Here is a 20,445-nt window from a genome sequence, read left to right on the forward strand (position 1 = left end):
AGAGAGAGACGGAACAATGGAAGGAATTTTTGCAGCTTACGTCTTACCCGCGCTGATTATGGCGCTGAAGTCGGTCGTTCTGCTCGTCGTATTGCTGATCGTCGTCGCTTACCTGCTTTACGCGGATCGCAAGATCTGGGCAGCAGTACAGCTTCGTCGCGGCCCTAACGTTGTCGGTCCCTGGGGTCTGTTCCAGGCTTTCGCCGACTTGTTGAAGTTCGTCTTCAAGGAACCAATCATTCCGTCGGGCGCAAACAAGGGTGTTTTCCTCCTTGCGCCCTTCGTCTCCGCCGTTCTCGCAATGGCTACATGGGCTGTTATCCCGGTCAATGAAGGCTGGGCTATCGCCAACATCAATGTCGGCATTCTCTATATCTTCGCCATTTCTTCGCTTGAAGTTTACGGCGTGATCATGGGCGGCTGGGCCTCCAACTCGAAGTACCCGTTCCTCGGCGCGCTTCGTTCGGCTGCGCAGATGGTTTCCTACGAAGTTTCCATCGGCTTCGTGATCGTTACGGTTCTGCTCACGGTTGGCTCGCTCAACCTGACCGACATCGTGCTTTCGCAGAATACCGGCCTCGGCACCATGCTTGGCCTGCCTGCATCGTTCCTCGACTGGAACTGGCTCTGCCTGTTCCCGATGTTCGTGATCTTCTTCATTTCGGCGCTTGCTGAAACGAACCGTCCGCCTTTCGATCTTGTCGAAGCTGAATCCGAACTCGTGGCCGGTCATATGATCGAATATTCGTCCACGCCGTTCCTTCTGTTCTTCCTCGGCGAATATGTGGCGATCACGCTGATGTGCGCCCTGATGACCACGCTCTTCCTCGGCGGCTGGCTGCCTCCGGTTGACGTATGGTTCCTCAACTGGGTTCCGGGCGTGATCTGGTTCATGCTCAAGCTCTGCTTCTGCTTCTTCATGTTCGCCATGGTGAAGGCTTTCGTACCGCGTTACCGCTATGACCAGCTGATGCGTCTGGGTTGGAAGGTTTTCCTGCCGATCTCGCTCTTCATGGTTGTCGCAACCGCGACCTTCCTCAAAGTCTTCGGTCTGGCGTAAGGAGTAATAACAATGGCTTCAATCGCTCAAGCAGCCAAATCGCTCCTTCTCAAGGAATTCGTCGGCGCGTTCTTTCTTTCCATGCGCCAGTTCTTCGCGCCGAAGGCAACGTTGAACTACCCGCATGAAAAGGGCCCGGTTTCGCCGCGCTTCCGTGGCGAACACGCTCTGCGCCGTTATCCCAATGGTGAAGAACGCTGCATCGCCTGCAAGCTTTGCGAAGCAATCTGCCCGGCGCAGGCCATCACCATCGAGGCAGGTCCGCGCCGCAACGACGGCACCCGCCGCACGGTGCGTTACGACATCGACATGGTGAAGTGCATTTATTGCGGCTTCTGCCAGGAAGCATGTCCGGTGGATGCCATCGTCGAAGGTCCGAACTTCGAGTTCGCGACCGAGACGCGCGAAGAGCTGTACTACGACAAGGACAAGCTCCTCGCCAACGGTGACCGTTGGGAACGCGAAATCGCGCGCAATATCGCGATGGATGCGCCTTATCGCTGATCGGGTTCCCGATCAGTTCGAGCGTCAGATCGGGTTTTCGGTCAGTTCGATGCTCGAACAAGAGTTTATGAATAAAGCGGGCAAAGCAATAGGGCTTTGCTCACGGAAAGGTGTTGGGGGATCCCCATGCTGACAGGTATTGCGGCAGCGTTTTTCTATCTGTTCGCTTTCATCATGATCGCAAGCGCGTTCATGGTGATTGCGGCACGCAACCCCGTGCATTCGGTGCTGTTTCTGATCCTCACATTCTTCAATGCGGCAGCTCTGTTCCTGCTGACAGGGGCTGAGTTCCTCGCCATGATCCTGCTCGTCGTTTATGTCGGCGCTGTGGCGGTTCTCTTCCTCTTCGTCGTCATGATGTTGGATGTGGATTTCTCGGAACTGAAGCGCGGTGCGCTGCAATATGCGCCGGTCGGTGCTCTGGTCGGGTTGATCCTGCTGGGCGAACTGATCTTCGTATTCGCAAGCAACATGTTTGCGCCGAAGCTGGGGCAGGGCGCTGTGCCGATCCCGAATATCGCCGAGCGGACCAACACCGCTGCTCTGGGCGACATTCTCTACACCGACTTCGTCTTCTACTTCCAGGTTGCAGGTCTCGTCCTTCTGGTCGCGATGATCGGCGCCATCGTTCTGACGCTGCGGCACAAGCCGAATGTCAAGCGCCAGTCCATCTCGGCCCAGGTTGCTCGTACGCCAGAAACGGCGATCGAGGTCAAGCAGGTCGAAACGGGCAAAGGCATCTAAGGATAAGCATATGGAAATCGGTATCGCTCATTATCTGACCGTTTCGGCCATCCTGTTCACGCTTGGCGTCTTCGGCATCTTTTTGAACCGCAAGAATGTCATCGTTATCCTGATGTCGATCGAATTGATCCTGCTTTCGGTCAATCTCAATTTCGTGGCGTTCTCCAGCCAGCTCGGCGACATGGTCGGGCAGGTCTTCGCCCTTTTCGTTCTGACTGTTGCGGCTGCTGAAGCGGCCATCGGTCTGGCAATTCTCGTTGTTTTCTTCCGTAATCGCGGTTCCATCGCGGTGGAAGACGTCAATGTTATGAAAGGTTGACGGGCAAATGCTCTACTACGCGATCGTCTTCCTTCCGCTTATCGGCTTTCTTATTGCTGGCTTGTTCGGCAATAAGATCGGCGCAAAGGCGAGTGAATACATCACTTCTGGCCTCATGGTTATCGTCGCGATCTGCTCGTGGATCGTGTTCTTCCAGATTCCAATGGGCGACGGTGAAACTGTGCGCATTCCGGTGCTGCATTGGGTCACGTCCGGTTCGCTGTCCTTCGATTGGGCGCTGCGTGTCGACACGCTGACCGGCGTCATGCTTGTTGTCGTGAACTCGGTTTCGGCTCTCGTGCATATCTACTCGATTGGATATATGCACCACGATCCGCATCGTCCGCGCTTCTTCGCCTATCTGTCGCTGTTCACCTTCGCGATGCTCATGCTGGTTACGTCGGACAATCTCGTCCAGATGTTCTTCGGCTGGGAAGGCGTTGGTCTGGCGTCCTATCTTCTGATCGGTTTCTGGTTCAAGAAGCCTTCGGCCAATGCCGCCGCCATGAAGGCCTTCGTCGTCAACCGCGTTGGTGACTTCGGCTTCCTGCTCGGTATCTTCGGCCTGTTCGCTCTGTTCCAGTCGGTCGACTACAACACGATCTTTGCTGCTGCCGCCAATTATCTGCCAGCAGAAGGCGCTGCGGATGCAGGTCAGGTCGTGCTGAACTTCCTCGGCTATGAACTGCACAAGGAAACGGCGCTGACCGTTGTCTGCCTGCTTCTGTTCATGGGCGCCATGGGTAAGTCGGCGCAGTTCCTGCTGCACACCTGGCTTCCGGACGCGATGGAAGGCCCAACACCTGTTTCGGCTCTCATTCACGCCGCAACCATGGTGACCGCGGGCGTATTCATGGTCGCGCGCATGTCGCCGATCTTCGAACTGTCGCATACGGCTCTTCTGGTCGTCACCATCATCGGTGCCACCACCGCATTCTTCGCGGCAACGGTTGCCCTGGTGCAGAACGATATCAAGCGTGTTATCGCTTATTCGACCTGTTCGCAGCTGGGCTATATGTTCGCGGCACTCGGCGTCGGTGCTTATGGTGCCGCCGTATTCCACCTGTTCACGCACGCCTTCTTCAAGGCGCTTCTGTTCCTTTGCGCCGGTTCGGTTATCCATGCCGTCTCGGAAGAACAGGACATGCGTCGCATGGGCGGCCTGCGTAAGCTGATCCCGGCTACCTACTGGATGATGATGATCGGCACGGTCGCCATTACGGGTCTCGGTATTCCGGGCACGATCATCGGTACGGCTGGCTTCTTCTCGAAGGATGCGATCATCGAATCCGTGTTCGCTTCGCACAGCCCGGCCAGCGGTTACGCCTTTACGCTTCTCGTCGTCTCGGCTTTGTTCACGAGCTTCTATTCCTGGCGTCTGATTTTCATGACCTTCTTCGGCAAGCCGCGCGCTTCGGCGGAAGTCATGCATCACGTTCATGAATCGCCTGCCGTGATGCTGGTGCCGCTGTTCATTCTCGCTGTTGGCGCGATCCTTGCCGGTGTTGTGTTCAAGGAATTCTTCTTCGGTCATGATTATGCCGAGTTCTGGAAGGGTGCGCTGTTCACATCGCCGACCAACGAGATACTGGAACATCATCACCATGTTCCGACCTGGGTTGCCGTGTCGCCGTTTACCGCGATGGTCGTTGGCTTCATCGTCGCCTGGATCTTCTACATCCGGTCGCCGGAAACGCCGAAGGCACTGGCAGAACGCCATCGCGGTCTGTACCAGTTCCTGCTGAACAAGTGGTATTTCGACGAACTCTACGACTTCCTCTTCGTTCGCCCAGCCAAGCGGCTCGGTCGTCTGTTCTGGAAGGGTGGCGACGGCTGGCTCATTGACGGCTTCGGTCCGGATGGTATCTCGGCCCGTGTGCTCGATGTCACCAACCGCGTCGTCAAGATGCAGTCCGGATATCTTTATCATTACGCATTCGCGATGCTGATCGGCGTCGCCGCGCTCGTCACCTGGATGATGCTCGGGAGCTCTTTCTGATGACCGACTGGCCAATTCTCTCAACGGTCACGTTTCTGCCGCTCGTCGGCGCGTTACTGATCCTTCTGATCAAGGACGACAGCGAGGCTGCGCGTCGCAACATCCGCAACGTGGCTTTGCTGACGACGGTATTCGTCTTCATCCTGTCGCTCGTTGTCTGGGCCGGGTTCGATAATTCGAACCCCGGTTTCCAGATGGTCGAGCAGGCTGGCTGGATGGGTGGTGGCATCAGCTACCACATGGGCGTGGACGGCATTTCCGTCCTGTTCGTGGTGCTGTCTGCTTTCCTGATGCCGTTCTGCATTCTCGCAAGCTGGCTATCGGTCGAAAAGCGCGTCAAGGAATACATGATCGCGTTCCTCATTCTGGAAACGCTCATGATCGGCGTGTTCTGCGCGCTCGACCTGTTCCTGTTCTACGTGTTCTTCGAAGCAAGCCTTATCCCGATGTTCATCATCATCGGCGTGTGGGGCGGCAAGCGTCGCGTCTATGCAAGCTTGAAGTTCTTCCTCTATACGCTGCTCGGCTCGGTGCTGATGCTCATCGCCATCATGGCCATGTACTGGCAGGCTGGCACGATGAACATCGTCGAGTTGCAGAAGTTCAGCTTCCCGGCTGGCATGCAAACATGGCTATGGCTCGCCTTCTTCGCGTCGTTTGCGGTCAAGATGCCGATGTGGCCGGTCCACACCTGGCTTCCGGATGCGCACGTTGAAGCGCCGACAGCAGGCTCGGTCATTCTGGCCGGTATCCTTCTGAAGCTCGGCGGCTACGGCTTCCTGCGCTTCTCGCTGCCGATGTTCCCGCTGGCTTCCGCCGATTTCGCGCCGCTTGTGTTCACGCTGTCGGTGATCGCCATCATCTACACGTCTCTGGTGGCTCTGGTTCAGGAAGACATCAAGAAGCTGATCGCCTACTCGTCCGTTGCACACATGGCCTATGTGACCATGGGTATCTTCGCGGCCAACGAGCAGGGCATTCAGGGTGCAATCTTCCAGATGCTGTCGCACGGTATCGTGTCGGGTGCGCTCTTCCTTTGCGTCGGCGTGATCTATGACCGTATGCATACCCGTGAGATCGCGGCGTTCGGCGGTCTGGTGAACAACATGCCGAAATATGCGGTGGCCTTCCTCATCTTCACGATGGCGAATGTGGGCCTGCCGGGTACTTCGGGCTTCATCGGTGAATTCCTGACGCTGTTCGGTGTGTTCCGGGTCAATACCTGGGTGGCGCTGTTCGCAACGACGGGTGTCATTCTCTCGGCGGCCTATGCGCTCTGGCTCTACCGCAAGGTGATCTTCGGCGCACTCGACAAGGAAAGCCTGAAGGCGCTCCTCGATCTGAGCCCGCGTGAGAAGATCATTCTCTATCCGCTCGTGGTACTCACCATCTTCTTCGGCGTGTATCCGGCACCGGTCTTCAATGCGACTGCAAGTGCTGTGACCGCTCTGGTTCAACATTACGACGCTGCAGTTGGCGGAGCCGCCAATGCAATGCTGGCACAGTAAGAAAATAAAGGCGTAAGGTCATGCAGACTGATCTGATAGCTCATCTGACCCTTGCAGCACCGGAGGTTCTCCTGGCTGTAGGCGCCTTGGCACTGCTTATGATCGGCGTGTTCTCTGGCGAGCGTGCAACCACGCTCGTCAACGGACTGTCCGTCGCAGTGCTGATTGCAGCGCTGGCACTGGTTGTTCTATTCCCGGCGAATGGTTCCGCTTTCGGCGGCGCCATCGTCAATGACGGCTTCGGCCGCTTCATGAAGGTGCTGACGCTGATCGGCTCCATCGTCACGCTCGTCATGTCGGTCGGTTTCGCCAAGGCGGAAAAGTTCGACAAGTTCGAGTTCCCGGTCCTGATCGTCATCTCGACGCTCGGCATGCTGCTGATGGTGTCGGCATCCAACATGCTGTCGCTTTATCTCGGTCTCGAACTGCAGTCGCTGGCGCTTTACGTGCTGGCAGCGTTCAACCGTGACAGCGTTCGTTCGACGGAAGCCGGTCTGAAGTATTTCGTTCTCGGCTCGCTGTCTTCGGGCATGCTGCTTTACGGCATCTCGCTTGTTTACGGCTATACCGGCCATATCGGCTTTACCGAAATCGCCCAGGCTGTTTCGGGCGGCCAGCGTGAGCTTGGTCTGGTATTCGGTCTGGTCTTCATTCTGGCCGGTCTGGCATTCAAGATTTCCGCTGTTCCGTTCCATATGTGGACGCCGGACGTCTATGAAGGCGCGCCGACCCCGGTCACGGCCTTCTTTGCCGCCGCTCCGAAGATGGCCGCCATGGCGCTCATCATCCGCGTTGTCTCGGAAGCCTTTGCTCCGGTCACCCATGACTGGCAGCAGGTTGTGATCTTCATCGCAATCGCATCGATGGTTCTGGGTGCATTCGCTGCTATCGGCCAGCGCAACATCAAGCGTCTGATGGCTTATTCCTCCATCAGCCACATGGGCTATGCCCTTGTCGGTCTCGCTGCCGGTACGGCTGTGGGCGTGAAGGGCGTGGCAATTTACATGGCGATCTATCTTGCCATGACGCTCGGCACCTTTGCCTTCATCCTCGCCATGCGCACCAAGGACGGCAATGTCGAAAACATTGGCGATCTGGCCGGTCTGTCGCGCACCAATCCGGTGCTGGCAACGATCATGACGATCTTCCTGTTCTCGCTCGCCGGTATCCCGCCGCTCGCTGGCTTTTTCGGCAAGTGGTACACCTTCCTCGCAGCCGTGCAGGCCGGTCTTTATCCGCTGGCGATCATCGGTATCGTGGCGTCGGTCGTGGGTGCGTTCTACTATCTGCGCATGATCAAGATCATGTGGTTCGATGAGCCGGTCGGCGGTTTCGTGCCGGTCGCGGGCGAGCTGCGTCTCGTTCTCGGCGTCACGGGTGCCTTTGTGCTCTTCTACGTCTTCCTTGCTGGCCCAATCGGCGGATTTGCCGAAGCCGCAGCAAAGACGTTCTTCTAAGTAACCCGCGCAGGTGATCGAATGCATTTCGCGCTTTCGCCTGTCGCCGAAAATGCTGGCTACCGTCTCGAGGTTTTCGAGACGGTAGGCTCCACCAACGCGGTGGCTCTGGAACGAGCGGCGGCAGGTGATCCGGGCAAGCTCTGGCTTGTCTCGAAGAGACAGGAAAGCGGGCGTGGAAGACGCGGTCGTGCCTGGTCTACACCGGAAGGCAATCTGGCCTCCACACTTCTTCTGATTGAATCCTATGAGTTGAAAACGGCGGCGACGCTCGGTTTCGTTGCTGGCCTGTCGCTCGCTGATGCGCTGGAAGCGGCTTTTGCAGCAACGGGCCCAGCCGTACCGCCGAAAATCGGACTGAAATGGCCGAATGATGTGCTGCTGGATGGCGCAAAGCTGTCGGGCATTCTGCTGGAATCGTCCATTCTCGCGAAGGATCGCTTTGCGGTCGCAATAGGCATCGGCACCAACATTGTGGCTTTCCCCGACGATTTGCCCTATGCCGCGACCTCGCTTAACGCGCTTGGCAGCAAGTGTGATGCCGAGACGTTGTTTGCCGCTCTTTCCGACGCATGGTCGGTCAATTATCGTGTGTGGGACGAGGGGCGCGGACTCGATGCCATTCGCAAACGCTGGCTGGAGCGGGCACATGGTTTGGGTGGAAATGTCACCATGCAGGTTGAGGGCAAGATCATCGAAGGCCGCTTCGAGACGATAGATGAAGCATGCCGTTTCGTGATCCGCGACAATGATGGCGGGCGTGTTACGGTCACAGCGGGCGATGTTTATTTCGGAACTGCTGCAACACTGCGGAAATAACAGCTTTCTTTTATCTTGCCGGGGTTGCAACTAAAGCAATTTAGGTCCAGTGGATGCGGCGAAAGCATGTCTCCCCGAAGTGGGATCAAGTTTTAGCGCATTGGCCCGAAAATCGGAATCGATTTTTGGAAAGCACGATGCGTAGAAGCAAAGACTTGCAGTGTTCTTTGTGCCTCCAGAAAGACGCACAAAGAACACTGCAAGCGCAAACTGATCCAGATACACTTTGCAAGCAGGTATAGTTACAAAGGAAATTTCATGGCCCGATCCAATACTCCGGAACTCGTCTTCCTGCCGCTCGGCGGTGTGGGCGAAATCGGCATGAATCTCGCTATGTACGGCTTTGGACCTGCGGATAATCGCGAATGGCTGGTCGTCGACATGGGCGTGAGCTTCGCCGGCCCGGAACAGCCGGGCGCCGACCTCATTCTGCCGGATATCCGTTATCTTGAGGCGGAAAAGAACAATGTGCGCGGTATCATCATTACCCACGCGCATGAAGACCATTTCGGTGCGCTGCTCGATCTGTGGCCGCGCCTGAAAGTTCCTGTCTATGCGACGCCGTTCACCGCCGGTCTGCTCGAAGCCAAGCGTCAGGCGGAGTTTAGCGCCCCGGAAATTCCGATCACCATCTACAAGGCTGGTGAAAAGTTCGAGGTCGGTCCGTTCAAGGTTGAAGCGGTTGCCGTCACGCACTCCATCCCGGAACCTGTATCGCTCGCGATTACAACACCGCTCGGTACGGTTGTGCATACCGGCGACTGGAAGATGGATCCGGAGCCGTCGCTCGGTCCGGTCATCGATGAAGCGCGTTTCCGCGCCATTGGTGACGCCGGCGTTCTGGCGCTGATCTGCGATTCCACCAATGCCATGCGCGAGGGTGAATCCCCGTCGGAACGTCAGGTGGGCGAAAGCCTGCGCGAGCTGATCGAAAATGCGCGTGGCCGTGTCGCGATTACCACCTTCTCTTCCAATGTGGGCCGTATTCGCTCGATTACGGAAGCGGCGCGCGATGCGGGCCGTCAGGTGCTGGTCGTCGGGCGCTCGATGAAGCGCGCGATCTCGGTCGCAACCGAGCTTGGCTATATGGAAGGCCTGCCGGAATATCTGAGCGAAGAGGATTACGGATATATTCCGCGTGAAAACGTGGTGATGATCCTGACCGGTAGCCAGGGCGAGCCCCGTGCAGCGCTTGCCAAACTGGCCCGCGATGAAATGCGCAGTCTGGCGCTGTCGCCCGGCGATACGGTCATTTACTCGTCGCGCGCCATTCCGGGCAATGAAAAGGCCATTCTCGATATCAAGAACCGCTTGATCGACCGCGGCGTCAAGATCATTGGCGACGATGATGCACTGGTGCATGTCTCTGGCCATCCGCGTCGCAGCGAATTGAAGCGCATGTATTCCTGGGTTCGCCCGCAGATACTCGTTCCGGTGCATGGCGAAGCTGCGCATCTTGTGGCGCAAGGTTCGCTTGGCGCGATGGAAGGGATCGGTCAGGTTGCTCAGATCCGCAATGGCGATGTGCTGCGTCTGGCTCCCGGCAAGGCCGAAATCGTCGATGAAGCGCCGATTGGTCGTATCTACAAGGACGGCAAGCTGATCGGTGACGAAGAAGAGATCGGCATGGTCGAGCGCCGCAAGCTCGCTTATGTCGGCCACGTCGCTGTCTCGATCCTGCTGGACCGCGAGCACAAGCTTCTCGATGAGCCTGATCTGGTAACGTTTGGCCTGCCGGAAGAAGACGGTCAGGGCGAATTGATGGAAGATATCCTCCTCGACGCAGTAGTCGAGGCTGTCGAGAGCATTCCACGTGTCCGCCGCAAGGACGTCGAGCTGGTGCGTGAATCCGCGCGTCGCGCTGTGCGTGCTGCGGCAAATCAGACGTGGGGCAAAAAGCCGGTGGTGACCGTATTCGTGAATAGGATACGCTGACATCACTCGACAGGAATAGCAGCAAGGGAGGTGCTGATGCTCGAACGTTTGAACCATGTCGCGATTGCCGTTCCGGATATCGAGGCTGCGTCCGCGCTTTATCGTGGCAAACTGGCTGCAAATGTCGGTGCGCCGCAGGCCTTGCCGGAACACGGCGTGACCGTGGTTTTCATCGACGTCGGCAATACGAAGATCGAGCTGCTGCAGCCGCTGGGCGAGGGATCGCCCATCGCGGCCTTCCTTGAAAAGAACCCTTCGGGCGGCGTGCACCATCTCTGCTATGAGGTGGAAGATATCATCGCTGCGCGGGATAAGCTCAAGGCTGAAGGCGCGCGTATTCTTGGTGATGGAGAGCCGAAGACCGGTGCGCATGGCAAGCCCGTCCTTTTTCTGCACCCAAAGGACTTTAACGGTACGCTTATCGAGCTGGAGGAAGTGTAATCATGTCCATCATGTCCGGCATAGCGATCTATTTCATTATCTGGTGGACGGCGCTTTTCGCGCTGTTGCCGGTCGGTCTGCGAACGCAGGCTGAGGAAAACAATGTCACGCTAGGCACCGTGGCCAGCGCTCCGGCAACGCCGCGCATTGGTCGCGCATTTCTGCGCACCACCGTCGTCGCCACACTCATCTTCGCCGTCTATTATTATGTGACGCAGGTCAGCGGTTTCGGTCTCGATGACATTCCGCATTTCTTCCCCGATCTGACATAATCGCATTCGCGAAATCGGATGAGAATTTCAAGGCTGCCTATAAATTAGGCAGCCTTTCTTTTATGCAGGATGAGACCGGCGTGCAGGCTTGGCTTGAATCAAAAACTTATGATCTTAGCGTAACTTACTGAATTATATGGTGCTAAAGGAGTTTCACGCCTTGCACGGCGTTCCGTTTGGGATTGGCGGATACGCCAAGAATAAAACTACTTTTACTTTGGCAATAGATTGCAAATAGTCGCTCGTAAAAGCAGTTCGATAAATCCCACAAATTCAATGGGTTATTGCGCGGCTTTTTTTGAAAGTGGCGGTGAGGGGCTGAGGTCCATGCAAATGCAAAAAAAAAGCAAGGCTTTCGCCTTGCTAATAAAATACGCGTTCGATCCGTTTCCATGTTACTGGCGGCTGCGTAGCTCGCGCCTGGATCCATCCTCCCAAGACTTTGACCGCGTGAAAACAACGGTTTTATTCCGTTGTTGCTCTTATGATGAAAAAAATAGCGAACTGCACAGCTTTTGTCACCAAAAATCTTCTTCAACGTCATAATTCTTTCGTGAAATTTTCCAAAAGCTGATGATATATCTGTAATATATTGAAATTGAATGTGAATTCGGAGGCGGTCTTTTGCGCCCTTGGGCCATTTACCTGCCTCTCATGCCTGTGGATGGTGAAAACCGCTCCGCGCAAAGCTTTTTCAAGCGGGTTTTCAACACAAGCATAACCCGATAAGAAACCTGCAAATATGCTTAATTTTTGCCTGATTCTTAAAGCAAGCAGGCATTCTCTCTGGATCGGTGGTTACGATGCGTTTGTCGCGGTATTTTTTGCCCATTCTGAAGGAAAATCCTAAAGAGGCGGAAATCGTCTCTCATAGGCTTATGCTGCGTTCGGGCATGATCCGCCAGCAGTCTGCCGGCATCTATTCCTGGCTCCCGATTGGCCTGAAGGTGCTCAACAAGGTCTGCGACATCATCCGTGAAGAGCAGAACCGCGCTGGCGCCAACGAAATCCTGATGCCGACGATCCAGTCCGCCGATCTTTGGCGCGAAAGCGGGCGTTACGATGCCTATGGCAAGGAAATGCTGCGCATTCAGGACCGTCAGGAGCGTGAAATGCTCTTCGGCCCGACCAATGAAGAAATGGTCACGGATATTTTCCGTTCCTATGTGCGCTCCTACAAGGATCTGCCGCTCAATCTCTACCACATCCAGTGGAAGTTCCGCGACGAAGTCCGCCCGCGTTTCGGCGTGATGCGTTCGCGCGAGTTTCTGATGAAGGACGCCTATTCGTTCGACCTCGATTATGAGGGCGCGAAGATGGCCTATTACCGCATGTTTGTCTCTTACCTGCGCACGTTTGCTCGCGTCGGTCTGCAAGCTATCCCGATGCGTGCCGATACCGGCCCGATCGGCGGTGATCTGTCCCACGAGTTCATCATTCTGGCCGAAACCGGCGAAAGCCAGGTCTATTGCGACAAGGCCTATCTCGATCTGGCCGTGCCGGGCGCGGATACGGATTTCCGCAACGATGCGCAGCTCACCGATATCGTCAATCGCTGGACGACGCCTTATGCGGCAACCGACGAAATGCATGACGAGGCTGACTGGGCCAAGGTCAAGGCTGACGATCAGGTTTCAGCGCGCGGCATCGAAGTTGGTCACATCTTCCATTTTGGCACGAAATATTCCGAGCCGATGGGCGCCAAAGTGCAGGGCCCGGATGGCAAGGAACATCTGGTGTCGATGGGTTCCTACGGCATCGGCCCGTCGCGCCTCGTGGCTGCCGCTATCGAAGCATTCCACGACGATGCGGGCATCATCTGGCCGAAGGCCATTGCACCGTTTGGCGCAGGTATCGTGAACATGAAGCCGGGCGATGAAGGTTGCGACGCTGTGAGTGAAAAGCTCTACGAAGCGCTGACCAATGCCGGTGTCGATCCGCTTCTGGACGATACGGATGACCGCCCGGGCGCCAAGTTCGCCACCATGGACCTGATTGGCCTGCCGACGCAGGTGATCGTCGGTCCACGCGGCGTTGCTGCTGGCGAGGTTGAAGTCAAGGATCGCAAGACCGGCGAACGCCAGAACCTGACGGTGGAAGCCGCCATCAACATGCTGACGGCTGAAGCATGAGCGGCGCGGCGGCAGCAAAGTCCGAAGGGCAGGCCAAGGCAGCGGTAAAGCCGCCGAAGTCTGGCCCATTCTCGGCCTTCGAACGGATGATCGCGTGGCGATATCTGCGTGCGCGCCGCCGTGAGACATTCATTTCGGTTATTGCCGGGTTTTCTTTCACCGGCATCATGCTTGGCGTGGCGACGCTCATTATCGTTATGGCGGTGATGAACGGTTTCCGTGCCGAGCTTCTGTCGCGTATTCTTGGCATTAATGGCCATCTGATCATGCAGCCGATTGATCGTCCGCTGGATGATTATGCTGATCTGATCAAGCGTATCGACGGCATTTCCGGCATCAAATTCGCCATTCCCGTTGTGGAAGGGCAGGCTCTGGTGCAGGGCACTATCGGCGCGGGCAATGGCGCATTGGTTCGTGGCCTTCGTGAAGAAGACCTTGAAAAGCTGAAGCTCGTGTCTGGGAATATTCGTCAGGGTACGCTGCAGGGCTTCGACCAAAGCGGTGGTGTGGCCATTGGCACGCGCATGGCCGAAAATCTTGGTCTTTCGGTCGGGGACACGCTGCGGGTGATTTCTCCTGATGGCGACGTAACGCCGTTTGGCGTCAATCCGCGTGTGAAAGCCTATCCGATTGTCGCGATCTTCGAGATCGGCATGTCGGAATACGATAATTCCATCGTGATGATTCCGCTTTCCGAGGCACAGCTTTTCTTCAATCAGGAAGGCAAGGTGCAGTCTCTGGAAATCTTTGTCGATAATCCCGACAAGGTGGATGCGATGCGCGCGCCGGTAGAAGAGGCGGCAGGTCGTCAGTTGACACTTGTTGACTGGCGTCAGCGCAATCAGACCTTCTTCTCGGCGCTGGAAGTTGAGCGCAATGTCATGTTCATGATCCTGACGCTGATCGTGCTTGTCGCTGCGCTTAATATCATTTCCGGTCTCATCATGCTGGTGAAGGACAAGGGGCATGATATCGCCATTCTGCGTACCATGGGCGCGACGCGCGGCGCGGTGATGCGCATATTCCTGATGACGGGTGCCGCCATTGGCGTGACCGGCACGGTCGCCGGTGTGGTGCTCGGCGTGGTCGTATGCCTGAATGTCGAGCGGCTGCGTGAGTTCTTCTCGTGGCTTTCGGGCACGACGCTGTTCAATCCGGAACTCTATTTCCTGAGCCAGTTGCCAGCCAAGATGGACCCGGGCGAGACGATTTCCGTCATCGTCATGGCACTGGTTCTTTCCTTTATCGCCACCATTTTCCCTGCCTGGCGCGCTGCCAAGCTCGATCCGGTCGAAGCATTGAGGTACGAATAATGGCGGCTGAAATTATTCTGCGGCTGGAGAAGGTCAGTCGCGCCTATAAGGAAGTCGACCGCGAGCTGGTCATTCTGAAGGACGCCGATTTCACGCTGCGTCGCGGCGAGATGGTGGCGCTTGTTGCACCATCAGGTGCAGGCAAGTCCACGCTGTTGCATACAGCGGGCCTTCTGGAGCGTCCTGACCATGGCGATGTCTTTCTAGACGGACGTTCTTGCAGCGCTCTCTCGGACGACGACCGCACGGCGGTACGCCGCAACGATATCGGCTTCGTCTATCAGTTCCACCATCTGTTGCCAGAGTTTTCCGCGCTGGAAAATGTGATGATGCCGCAGATGATCCGTGGCCTGACCAAGAAGTCCTCGGCGGAACGTGCGCAGCAATTGCTCGAATATATGAAGATCGGCAAGCGTGCGTCGCACCGTCCTGCCGAGCTCTCTGGTGGTGAACAGCAGCGTGTCGCCATTGCGCGCGCCGTTGCCAATGCGCCGCTTGTTCTGCTGGCCGACGAGCCGACGGGCAATCTCGACCCGACGACCTCGTCCTATGTGTTTGGGGCGCTGGAAGCTCTTGTGCGCCAATCAGGTCTGGCGGCGCTGATCGCTACGCATAATCACGAGCTGGCCCGCCGCATGGACCGCCGTGTGACTTTGCAAGACGGCAAGGTCGTCGATCTGTAAAAGGCGCCGACCAAAGCGCCAATATCTTCTCCATTGCTAAGCCATTGAAACCGCAGGCGCGTGATACCGCCTGCGGTTGCGCGTTTATTATTCGTAAACCCTAAAGTAACTGGCGACTCGAACAGGGTGTTGACTTTGGAACAAAAATAGAACAAAAAATAAACATACGTGAACACAGAGGAGTTTTCCACATGACCGATCTCGTCCACGACGTTTTGTCATTCGTCTCCGTCAGCCTGTTTATTGCAACCTTCGCCATCTGGGTCAGCGCGATCTGAAGTGACTGAAGCATATCTCCGAAAGCCGGGATCCGGTTATGGGCACAGATATGCGCAACAAAGCTTAGCGCGCGCTCGCTGAATTTCGCCGTAGAAACGGGTCGAATGGAATGCGCTTTTGAGGGTTCTCTTGTGTACCCTTTCGATACCGGCGGCTGTCTCTCTGGACATCGCCGGGACATTCCCTGAAACTGAAAGCTCAAGGCGACAGAGTCGCTGGCGACCAGTCGCATTTCAGTAGGCGGTCCCATGAAACGGGTGTATGTCCACCCGCACGGTTCGGTTTGATCGGGGTAAATAGAATGAGTGATGCAGCAGCAGACAATGCAGCCGGTGGAAGCGTTTCCACGCCGCGTTTTGTGCATCTGCGCGTTCACTCGGCCTATTCCTTGCTTGAGGGCGCATTGCCACTTGGCAAGGTTATCAAACAGGCGATTGCCGACCAGGCGCCGGCCATCGCGGTAACTGACACCAACAATCTGTTTGGTGCACTGGAATTTGCGCAGAAGGCATCGAAAGATGGTGTGCAGCCGATTATTGGCTGTCAGGTCGATGTTGCCTTCGGCGACCACAATGACAACGGGCGCAGCGTCAATCGCAGGCTCGCGCTTGATCTGGCTCCTCTCGTCCTGCTCGCCTCGACGGAAGAGGGCTACGCAAATATCGTGCGGCTGGTCAGCCGCTCGTTTCTGGACACGCCTGCGGGCGATCCGGTCCACATAGATGCGAGCTGGCTGCCAGCCCTTGCCAAGGACGTCATTGTTCTGTCGGGTGGGCCGCTTGGGCCGATCGGTCGCTCCTTTGCGGCAGACCGGCCAGACAGAGCGCAATCGCGTCTCGCGTTCCTGCATGAAACATTTGGCAATCGGCTTTACGTCGAATTGCAGCGTTATGCGGGCTATGACCGCGCTCTGGAAGCAAAGACTGTTGCGCTTGCCTATGAGATGGAATTGCCTCTGGTTGCCACCAATGAGGCATTTTTCCTCAAGGCGGAGGATTATGAAGCCCACGATGCGCTTCTGGCCATTGCGGAAGGACAGATCCTCTCCAATGATGATCGCCGCCGCCTGACGCCGGATCATTATCTGAAAAGCCGTGCCGAGATGGCGGCGCTGTTTGCCGATTTGCCCGAGGCGTTGGACAATACGGTCGAGATTGCCGAGCGTTGCAGCTGGTACACGCAAACCCGCGCTCCGATCCTGCCGCGCTTTACCGGAGAATCCGACGATCCGGAAGCCGCTGTGGCCGAGGAAGCGGGAGAACTGGCGCGACAGGCCCGCGAGGGCTTGCAGATGCGGATTGAAAGCGTAGGGCTCGCAGAAGGCTATACGGCGGAACAGTATGCCGAACGACTCGAATATGAGATCGGCATCATCACCCGTATGAAGTTCCCCGGCTACTTCCTGATCGTTGCCGACTTCATCAAATGGGCCAAGGCCCATGGCATTCCGGTCGGGCCGGGCCGTGGTTCGGGTGCGGGCTCGCTCGTCGCTTATGCGCTGACGATTACGGACGTCGATCCGTTGCGTTTCTCGCTGCTGTTCGAGCGCTTCCTCAATCCAGACCGCGTTTCGATGCCCGACTTCGATATCGACTTCTGTCAGGATCGCCGTGAAGAGGTGATCCGCTATGTGCAGGAGAAATACGGGCGCGATCAGGTAGCCCAGATCATCACCTTCGGTACGCTTCAGGCGCGCGCCGTGCTGCGTGACGTCGGCCGCGTTCTCGAAATGCCCTATGGCCAGGTGGACCGGCTCTGCAAGCTCGTGCCACAGAACCCGGCCAATCCGGTGTCGCTGGCGCAGGCCATAGAAACCGAACCGAAGATCACCGAAGAGCGTGAGAAGGAGCCGGTCGTCGGGCGGCTTCTCGATATGGCGCTCAAGCTTGAAGGTCTCTACCGCCACGCTTCGACCCACGCCGCCGGTATCGTGATCGGCGACCGTCCGCTGTCGGAATTGGTGCCGATGTATCGCGATCCACGTTCCGACATGCCAGTCACCCAGTTCAACATGAAATGGGTGGAGCAGGCAGGGCTGGTCAAGTTCGACTTTCTTGGCTTGAAAACGCTGACGGTTCTCGAAACGGCGGTCAAACTCGTCGCGCGCAAAGGGATCGAGATCGATCTGACCCGGTTGCCGTTTGACGATGCGCTGACCTATGAGATGCTGTCGCGCGGTGAAACCGTCGGCGTGTTCCAGGTTGAAAGTGCGGGCATGCGTAAGGCGCTGCTCGGCATGCGCCCGGACCGGATCGAGGACATTATCGCGCTCGTCGCGCTCTATCGTCCGGGTCCGATGGAGAACATTCCGACCTATAATGCGCGCAAGAACGGCGAAGAGGAAATCGCTTCCATTCACCCGAAGATCGATCACCTGATCAAGGAAACGCAAGGCGTTATCGTTTATCAGGAACAGGTGATGCAGATCGCGCAGGTGCTGTCGGGCTATTCGCTCGGTGAAGCTGACCTTCTGCGCCGCGCCATGGGTAAGAAGATTCGCGAGGAAATGGACAAGCAGCGCGTCCGTTTCGTCACCGGCGCTATCGATGGCGGTGTCGACAAGGCGCAGGCGAATATGATCTTCGATCTGCTCGCCAAGTTTGCCGATTACGGCTTCAACAAGTCGCACGCGGCGGCTTACGCCATCGTCTCCTACCAGACCGCCTATATGAAGGCGCATTACCCGGTCGAGTTTCTCGCCGCGTCTATGACCTACGATATGTCGAACACCGACAAGCTCAACGATTTCCGTCGTGAAGCGAATCGTCTGGGCATTGAGGTTGTACCGCCCTCGGTCATGACATCGTTCCGTCCGTTTGAAGTCGGCGAGAAGCAGATTTTCTATTCGCTGGCTGCCATCAAGGGCGTCGGTGAGGCTGCCGTCGATCATATTGTGGATGTGCGTGCTCAGAAGCCGTTTGAAAGCCTTGAGGATTTCTGTGAGCGGATCGATCCGAGGATCGTCAATCGCCGCGTGCTGGAAAGCCTGATCAATGCGGGCGCGATGGATTGCTTCAAGCGTGAGCGCCCGGCAATGAGCGCGGGTATGGACCGCATCATGGGCTTTGCCCAGCGCACGCAGGAAAATGCGGCCAGCGGCCAGTCCGATATTTTCGGATTGTCCGGCGCACCGAAAGAGCAACTCATCCTGCCGCAGGCAGCGCCGTGGCTGCCGTCGGAAATGCTGCACCGCGAATTTCAGGCGGTCGGTTTCTATCTGTCGGCGCATCCGCTGGATGAATATCGCACCGTTCTTGATCGCATGCGTGTGCAAAGCTGGGCCGATTTCTCGGCTGCCGTGAAGCGCGGCGCCAATGCCGGGCGTCTGGCAGGCACAGTGACGGCACGTCAGGAGCGCAAGACCCGTACCGGCAACAAGATGGGCATTGTGCAATTGTCGGATGCCAGCGGCCAGTTTGAAGCCGTGCTGTTCTCGGAAGGTCTCGCGCAATATCGCGATCTTCTGGAAAGTGGCAAATCGGTGGTGATCACTGTGCAGGCTGAAGACCGCCCGGAAGGCATCGGTTTGCGAATACAGACCGTGCAATCGCTTGAAGATGAGGCCTGCCGTATGCAGAAGGCCATGCGGCTTTATCTGCGCTCTGCGGAAGCGGTTCGCCACATCGCGCCACATTTCAACACGCGTGGCGATGGACAGGTCAGCCTCATCGTCATCAAGGATAATGGCCAGCGCGAAGTTGAAATCGAGTTGCCGCATCGCTACCGCGTCAGTCCGCAGATTGCGAGTGCCATGAAAGCCATTCAGGGCGTTGTCGACGTGGAACTGGTTTAGAGCATTTCCAGCAAAAGTGTGAAGCGGTTTTGCGCAGGATAATGTGTTTTAAAGAGCCCGGTCGTGAGACCGGGCTTTTCTTTATGCCACGGATGGCACGCCTAGCGCTTTGCGCACTTCCGGTGCAACCTTGGTGCCAAACAGCTCAATCGATTTCATCGTATATTTATGCGGCAGATTGCCGAGTGCTGTCTGGAAAAGAAAGCGGTCGTGCTTGAAGTAGCTGTGCTGGGTCAGGATCTTGTCGATGACCTGCTGCGGACTGCCCACCAGAAGCGATCCACGCGGCTCACGCATGGCATCGAATTGCTCTCGCGTGGTCGGCGGCCAGCCGCGTTCGCGGCCAAGTTTTGCCATGACATGCGAATAAGACGGATAAAACTCATCCGCCGCTTGTTGTGCATTTTCAGCGACATAGCCGTGCGAGTTGATTCCAACTTTGAGCTTTTCCGGCGCATGACCGGCTTTTGCGCCAGCTTCGCGATAGAAATCGGTCAGTTGTGCAAACCGCTCCGGATAACCACCGATGATGGCAAGCGCCAATGGTAGTCCGAGAAGGGCGGCGCGACCGATCGAAGCTGGCGTGCCGCCGACAGCAAGCCATATGGGGAGTGTTTGCTGGACAGCACGAGGATAGACGCCCCGCCCGTCGATGGCCGCACGCGTTGTCCCGGTCCAGCTCACGCGTTCATTGTCGCGAATGGTCAGAAGCAGATCGAGCTTCTCGGCAAAAAGCGTGTCGTAATCGTCGAGATTGTACCCGAAGAGCGGGAAGGATTCGATGAAGGAGCCGCGTCCGGCCATGATTTCGGCGCGCCCATTCGAGATCAGGTCGAGCGTTGAAAACTGCTGATAAACACGCACGGGATCATCGGAGGAGAGAACAGTGACTGCGCTCGTCAGCCGGATGTTTTTTGTCCGCGAGGCTGCGGCGGCCAGAACAACTGCGGGTGCGGATATGGAATAATCGGGCCGATGGTGTTCACCAAGGCCGAAAACATCAAGCCCCACCTGATCGGCCAGCTCAATCTCCTCGATCAGATTGCTGATACGCTGTTGCGGCGAGATGGGCCTGCCGGTTTCCAGGTCTGGGCCAAGATCGCCAAAGGTATAGATTCCCAGTTCCATGAGGTTTCCGCCTGTTGTTTCTCAATCAATAAAGCCGGATGACATTCGCCACCCGGCTT

At 56.9% G+C, this 20,445-nt stretch carries 17 protein-coding genes; 15 read left to right on the forward strand and 2 right to left on the reverse strand.

Annotated features, from left to right (window positions below):
- Positions 1–16: 16 nt before the first annotated feature.
- From nuoH to FHW00_RS06940, 11 genes are all read left to right on the forward strand, one after another.
- Positions 17–1,060 carry an NADH-quinone oxidoreductase subunit NuoH gene (nuoH, locus tag FHW00_RS06890; protein WP_078338428.1) on the forward strand — a complete coding sequence of 348 codons (1,044 nt, stop codon included), beginning with the start codon at positions 17–19 and terminating at the stop codon, positions 1,058–1,060.
- A 12-nt stretch (positions 1,061–1,072) separates the two neighbouring features.
- The gene (gene nuoI, locus FHW00_RS06895) at positions 1,073–1,564 is read left to right on the forward strand and encodes an NADH-quinone oxidoreductase subunit NuoI (protein WP_078338429.1); all 492 of its coding nucleotides are present in this window, start codon (positions 1,073–1,075) and stop codon (positions 1,562–1,564) included.
- 126 nt (positions 1,565–1,690) lie between these two features.
- Positions 1,691–2,308: an NADH-quinone oxidoreductase subunit J gene (locus FHW00_RS06900; protein ID WP_078338430.1), complete on the forward strand. Its 618-nt coding sequence runs from the start codon at positions 1,691–1,693 to the stop codon at positions 2,306–2,308.
- Positions 2,309–2,318: 10 nt separating this feature from the next.
- Positions 2,319–2,627, forward strand: a complete 309-nt coding sequence (gene nuoK, locus FHW00_RS06905; protein WP_006466598.1) for an NADH-quinone oxidoreductase subunit NuoK — start codon at positions 2,319–2,321, stop codon at positions 2,625–2,627.
- Positions 2,628–2,634: 7 nt separating this feature from the next.
- The gene (nuoL, locus tag FHW00_RS06910; RefSeq protein WP_078338431.1) at positions 2,635–4,626 is read left to right on the forward strand and encodes an NADH-quinone oxidoreductase subunit L; all 1,992 of its coding nucleotides are present in this window, start codon (positions 2,635–2,637) and stop codon (positions 4,624–4,626) included.
- Positions 4,626–6,134 carry an NADH-quinone oxidoreductase subunit M gene (locus FHW00_RS06915; protein ID WP_078338432.1) on the forward strand — a complete coding sequence of 503 codons (1,509 nt, stop codon included), beginning with the start codon at positions 4,626–4,628 and terminating at the stop codon, positions 6,132–6,134. Before nuoL ends, FHW00_RS06915 begins: the two co-directional genes overlap by 1 nt.
- Before the next feature lie 20 nt (positions 6,135–6,154).
- Positions 6,155–7,591 (forward strand): NADH-quinone oxidoreductase subunit NuoN, encoded by a 1,437-nt coding sequence (gene nuoN / locus FHW00_RS06920; RefSeq protein ID WP_078338433.1) that lies wholly within the window; start codon positions 6,155–6,157, stop codon positions 7,589–7,591.
- Between the two features lie 21 nt (positions 7,592–7,612).
- Positions 7,613–8,410, forward strand: a complete 798-nt coding sequence (locus tag FHW00_RS06925; protein ID WP_078338434.1) for a biotin--[acetyl-CoA-carboxylase] ligase — start codon at positions 7,613–7,615, stop codon at positions 8,408–8,410.
- A 258-nt stretch (positions 8,411–8,668) separates the two neighbouring features.
- The gene (locus tag FHW00_RS06930) at positions 8,669–10,345 is read left to right on the forward strand and encodes a ribonuclease J (RefSeq protein WP_078338435.1); all 1,677 of its coding nucleotides are present in this window, start codon (positions 8,669–8,671) and stop codon (positions 10,343–10,345) included.
- Between the two features lie 36 nt (positions 10,346–10,381).
- Positions 10,382–10,786, forward strand: coding sequence for a methylmalonyl-CoA epimerase (gene mce / locus FHW00_RS06935; RefSeq protein WP_078338436.1), 405 nt, complete (start codon positions 10,382–10,384; stop codon positions 10,784–10,786).
- A 2-nt stretch (positions 10,787–10,788) separates the two neighbouring features.
- Positions 10,789–11,058, forward strand: a complete 270-nt coding sequence (locus tag FHW00_RS06940) for a DUF1467 family protein (protein WP_078338437.1) — start codon at positions 10,789–10,791, stop codon at positions 11,056–11,058.
- A gap of 142 nt (positions 11,059–11,200) precedes the next feature.
- Here the strand turns inward: FHW00_RS06940 and FHW00_RS06945 are convergent, their stop codons facing one another.
- A complete protein-coding gene (locus tag FHW00_RS06945; protein WP_162762611.1) occupies positions 11,201–11,602 on the reverse strand; it encodes a hypothetical protein in 402 nt (133 codons plus the stop codon).
- 259 nt (positions 11,603–11,861) lie between these two features.
- Between FHW00_RS06945 and proS the strand changes: the two genes are divergently transcribed.
- From proS to dnaE, 4 genes are all read left to right on the forward strand, one after another.
- Complete coding sequence (gene proS, locus FHW00_RS06950; RefSeq protein WP_078338438.1) at positions 11,862–13,190, forward strand: proline--tRNA ligase; 1,329 nt, start codon at positions 11,862–11,864, stop codon at positions 13,188–13,190.
- A complete protein-coding gene (locus tag FHW00_RS06955) occupies positions 13,187–14,503 on the forward strand; it encodes a lipoprotein-releasing ABC transporter permease subunit (protein WP_078338439.1) in 1,317 nt (438 codons plus the stop codon). Before proS ends, FHW00_RS06955 begins: the two co-directional genes overlap by 4 nt.
- Positions 14,503–15,186 carry an ABC transporter ATP-binding protein gene (locus tag FHW00_RS06960; RefSeq protein ID WP_078338440.1) on the forward strand — a complete coding sequence of 228 codons (684 nt, stop codon included), beginning with the start codon at positions 14,503–14,505 and terminating at the stop codon, positions 15,184–15,186. The genes FHW00_RS06955 and FHW00_RS06960 overlap by 1 nt, the downstream gene beginning before the upstream one ends.
- Positions 15,187–15,766: 580 nt before the next feature.
- Positions 15,767–19,258 carry a DNA polymerase III subunit alpha gene (gene dnaE, locus FHW00_RS06965; RefSeq protein ID WP_113533536.1) on the forward strand — a complete coding sequence of 1,164 codons (3,492 nt, stop codon included), beginning with the start codon at positions 15,767–15,769 and terminating at the stop codon, positions 19,256–19,258.
- Between the two features lie 81 nt (positions 19,259–19,339).
- Here dnaE and FHW00_RS06970 read toward each other — a convergent pair whose 3' ends face one another.
- Positions 19,340–20,386, reverse strand: coding sequence for an LLM class flavin-dependent oxidoreductase (locus tag FHW00_RS06970; RefSeq protein WP_078338441.1), 1,047 nt, complete (start codon positions 20,384–20,386; stop codon positions 19,340–19,342).
- Positions 20,387–20,445: the final 59 nt, after the last annotated feature.

This window comes from Ochrobactrum sp. P6BSIII, assembly GCF_014138065.1.
Taxonomy (GTDB): Bacteria; Pseudomonadota; Alphaproteobacteria; order Rhizobiales; family Rhizobiaceae; genus Brucella.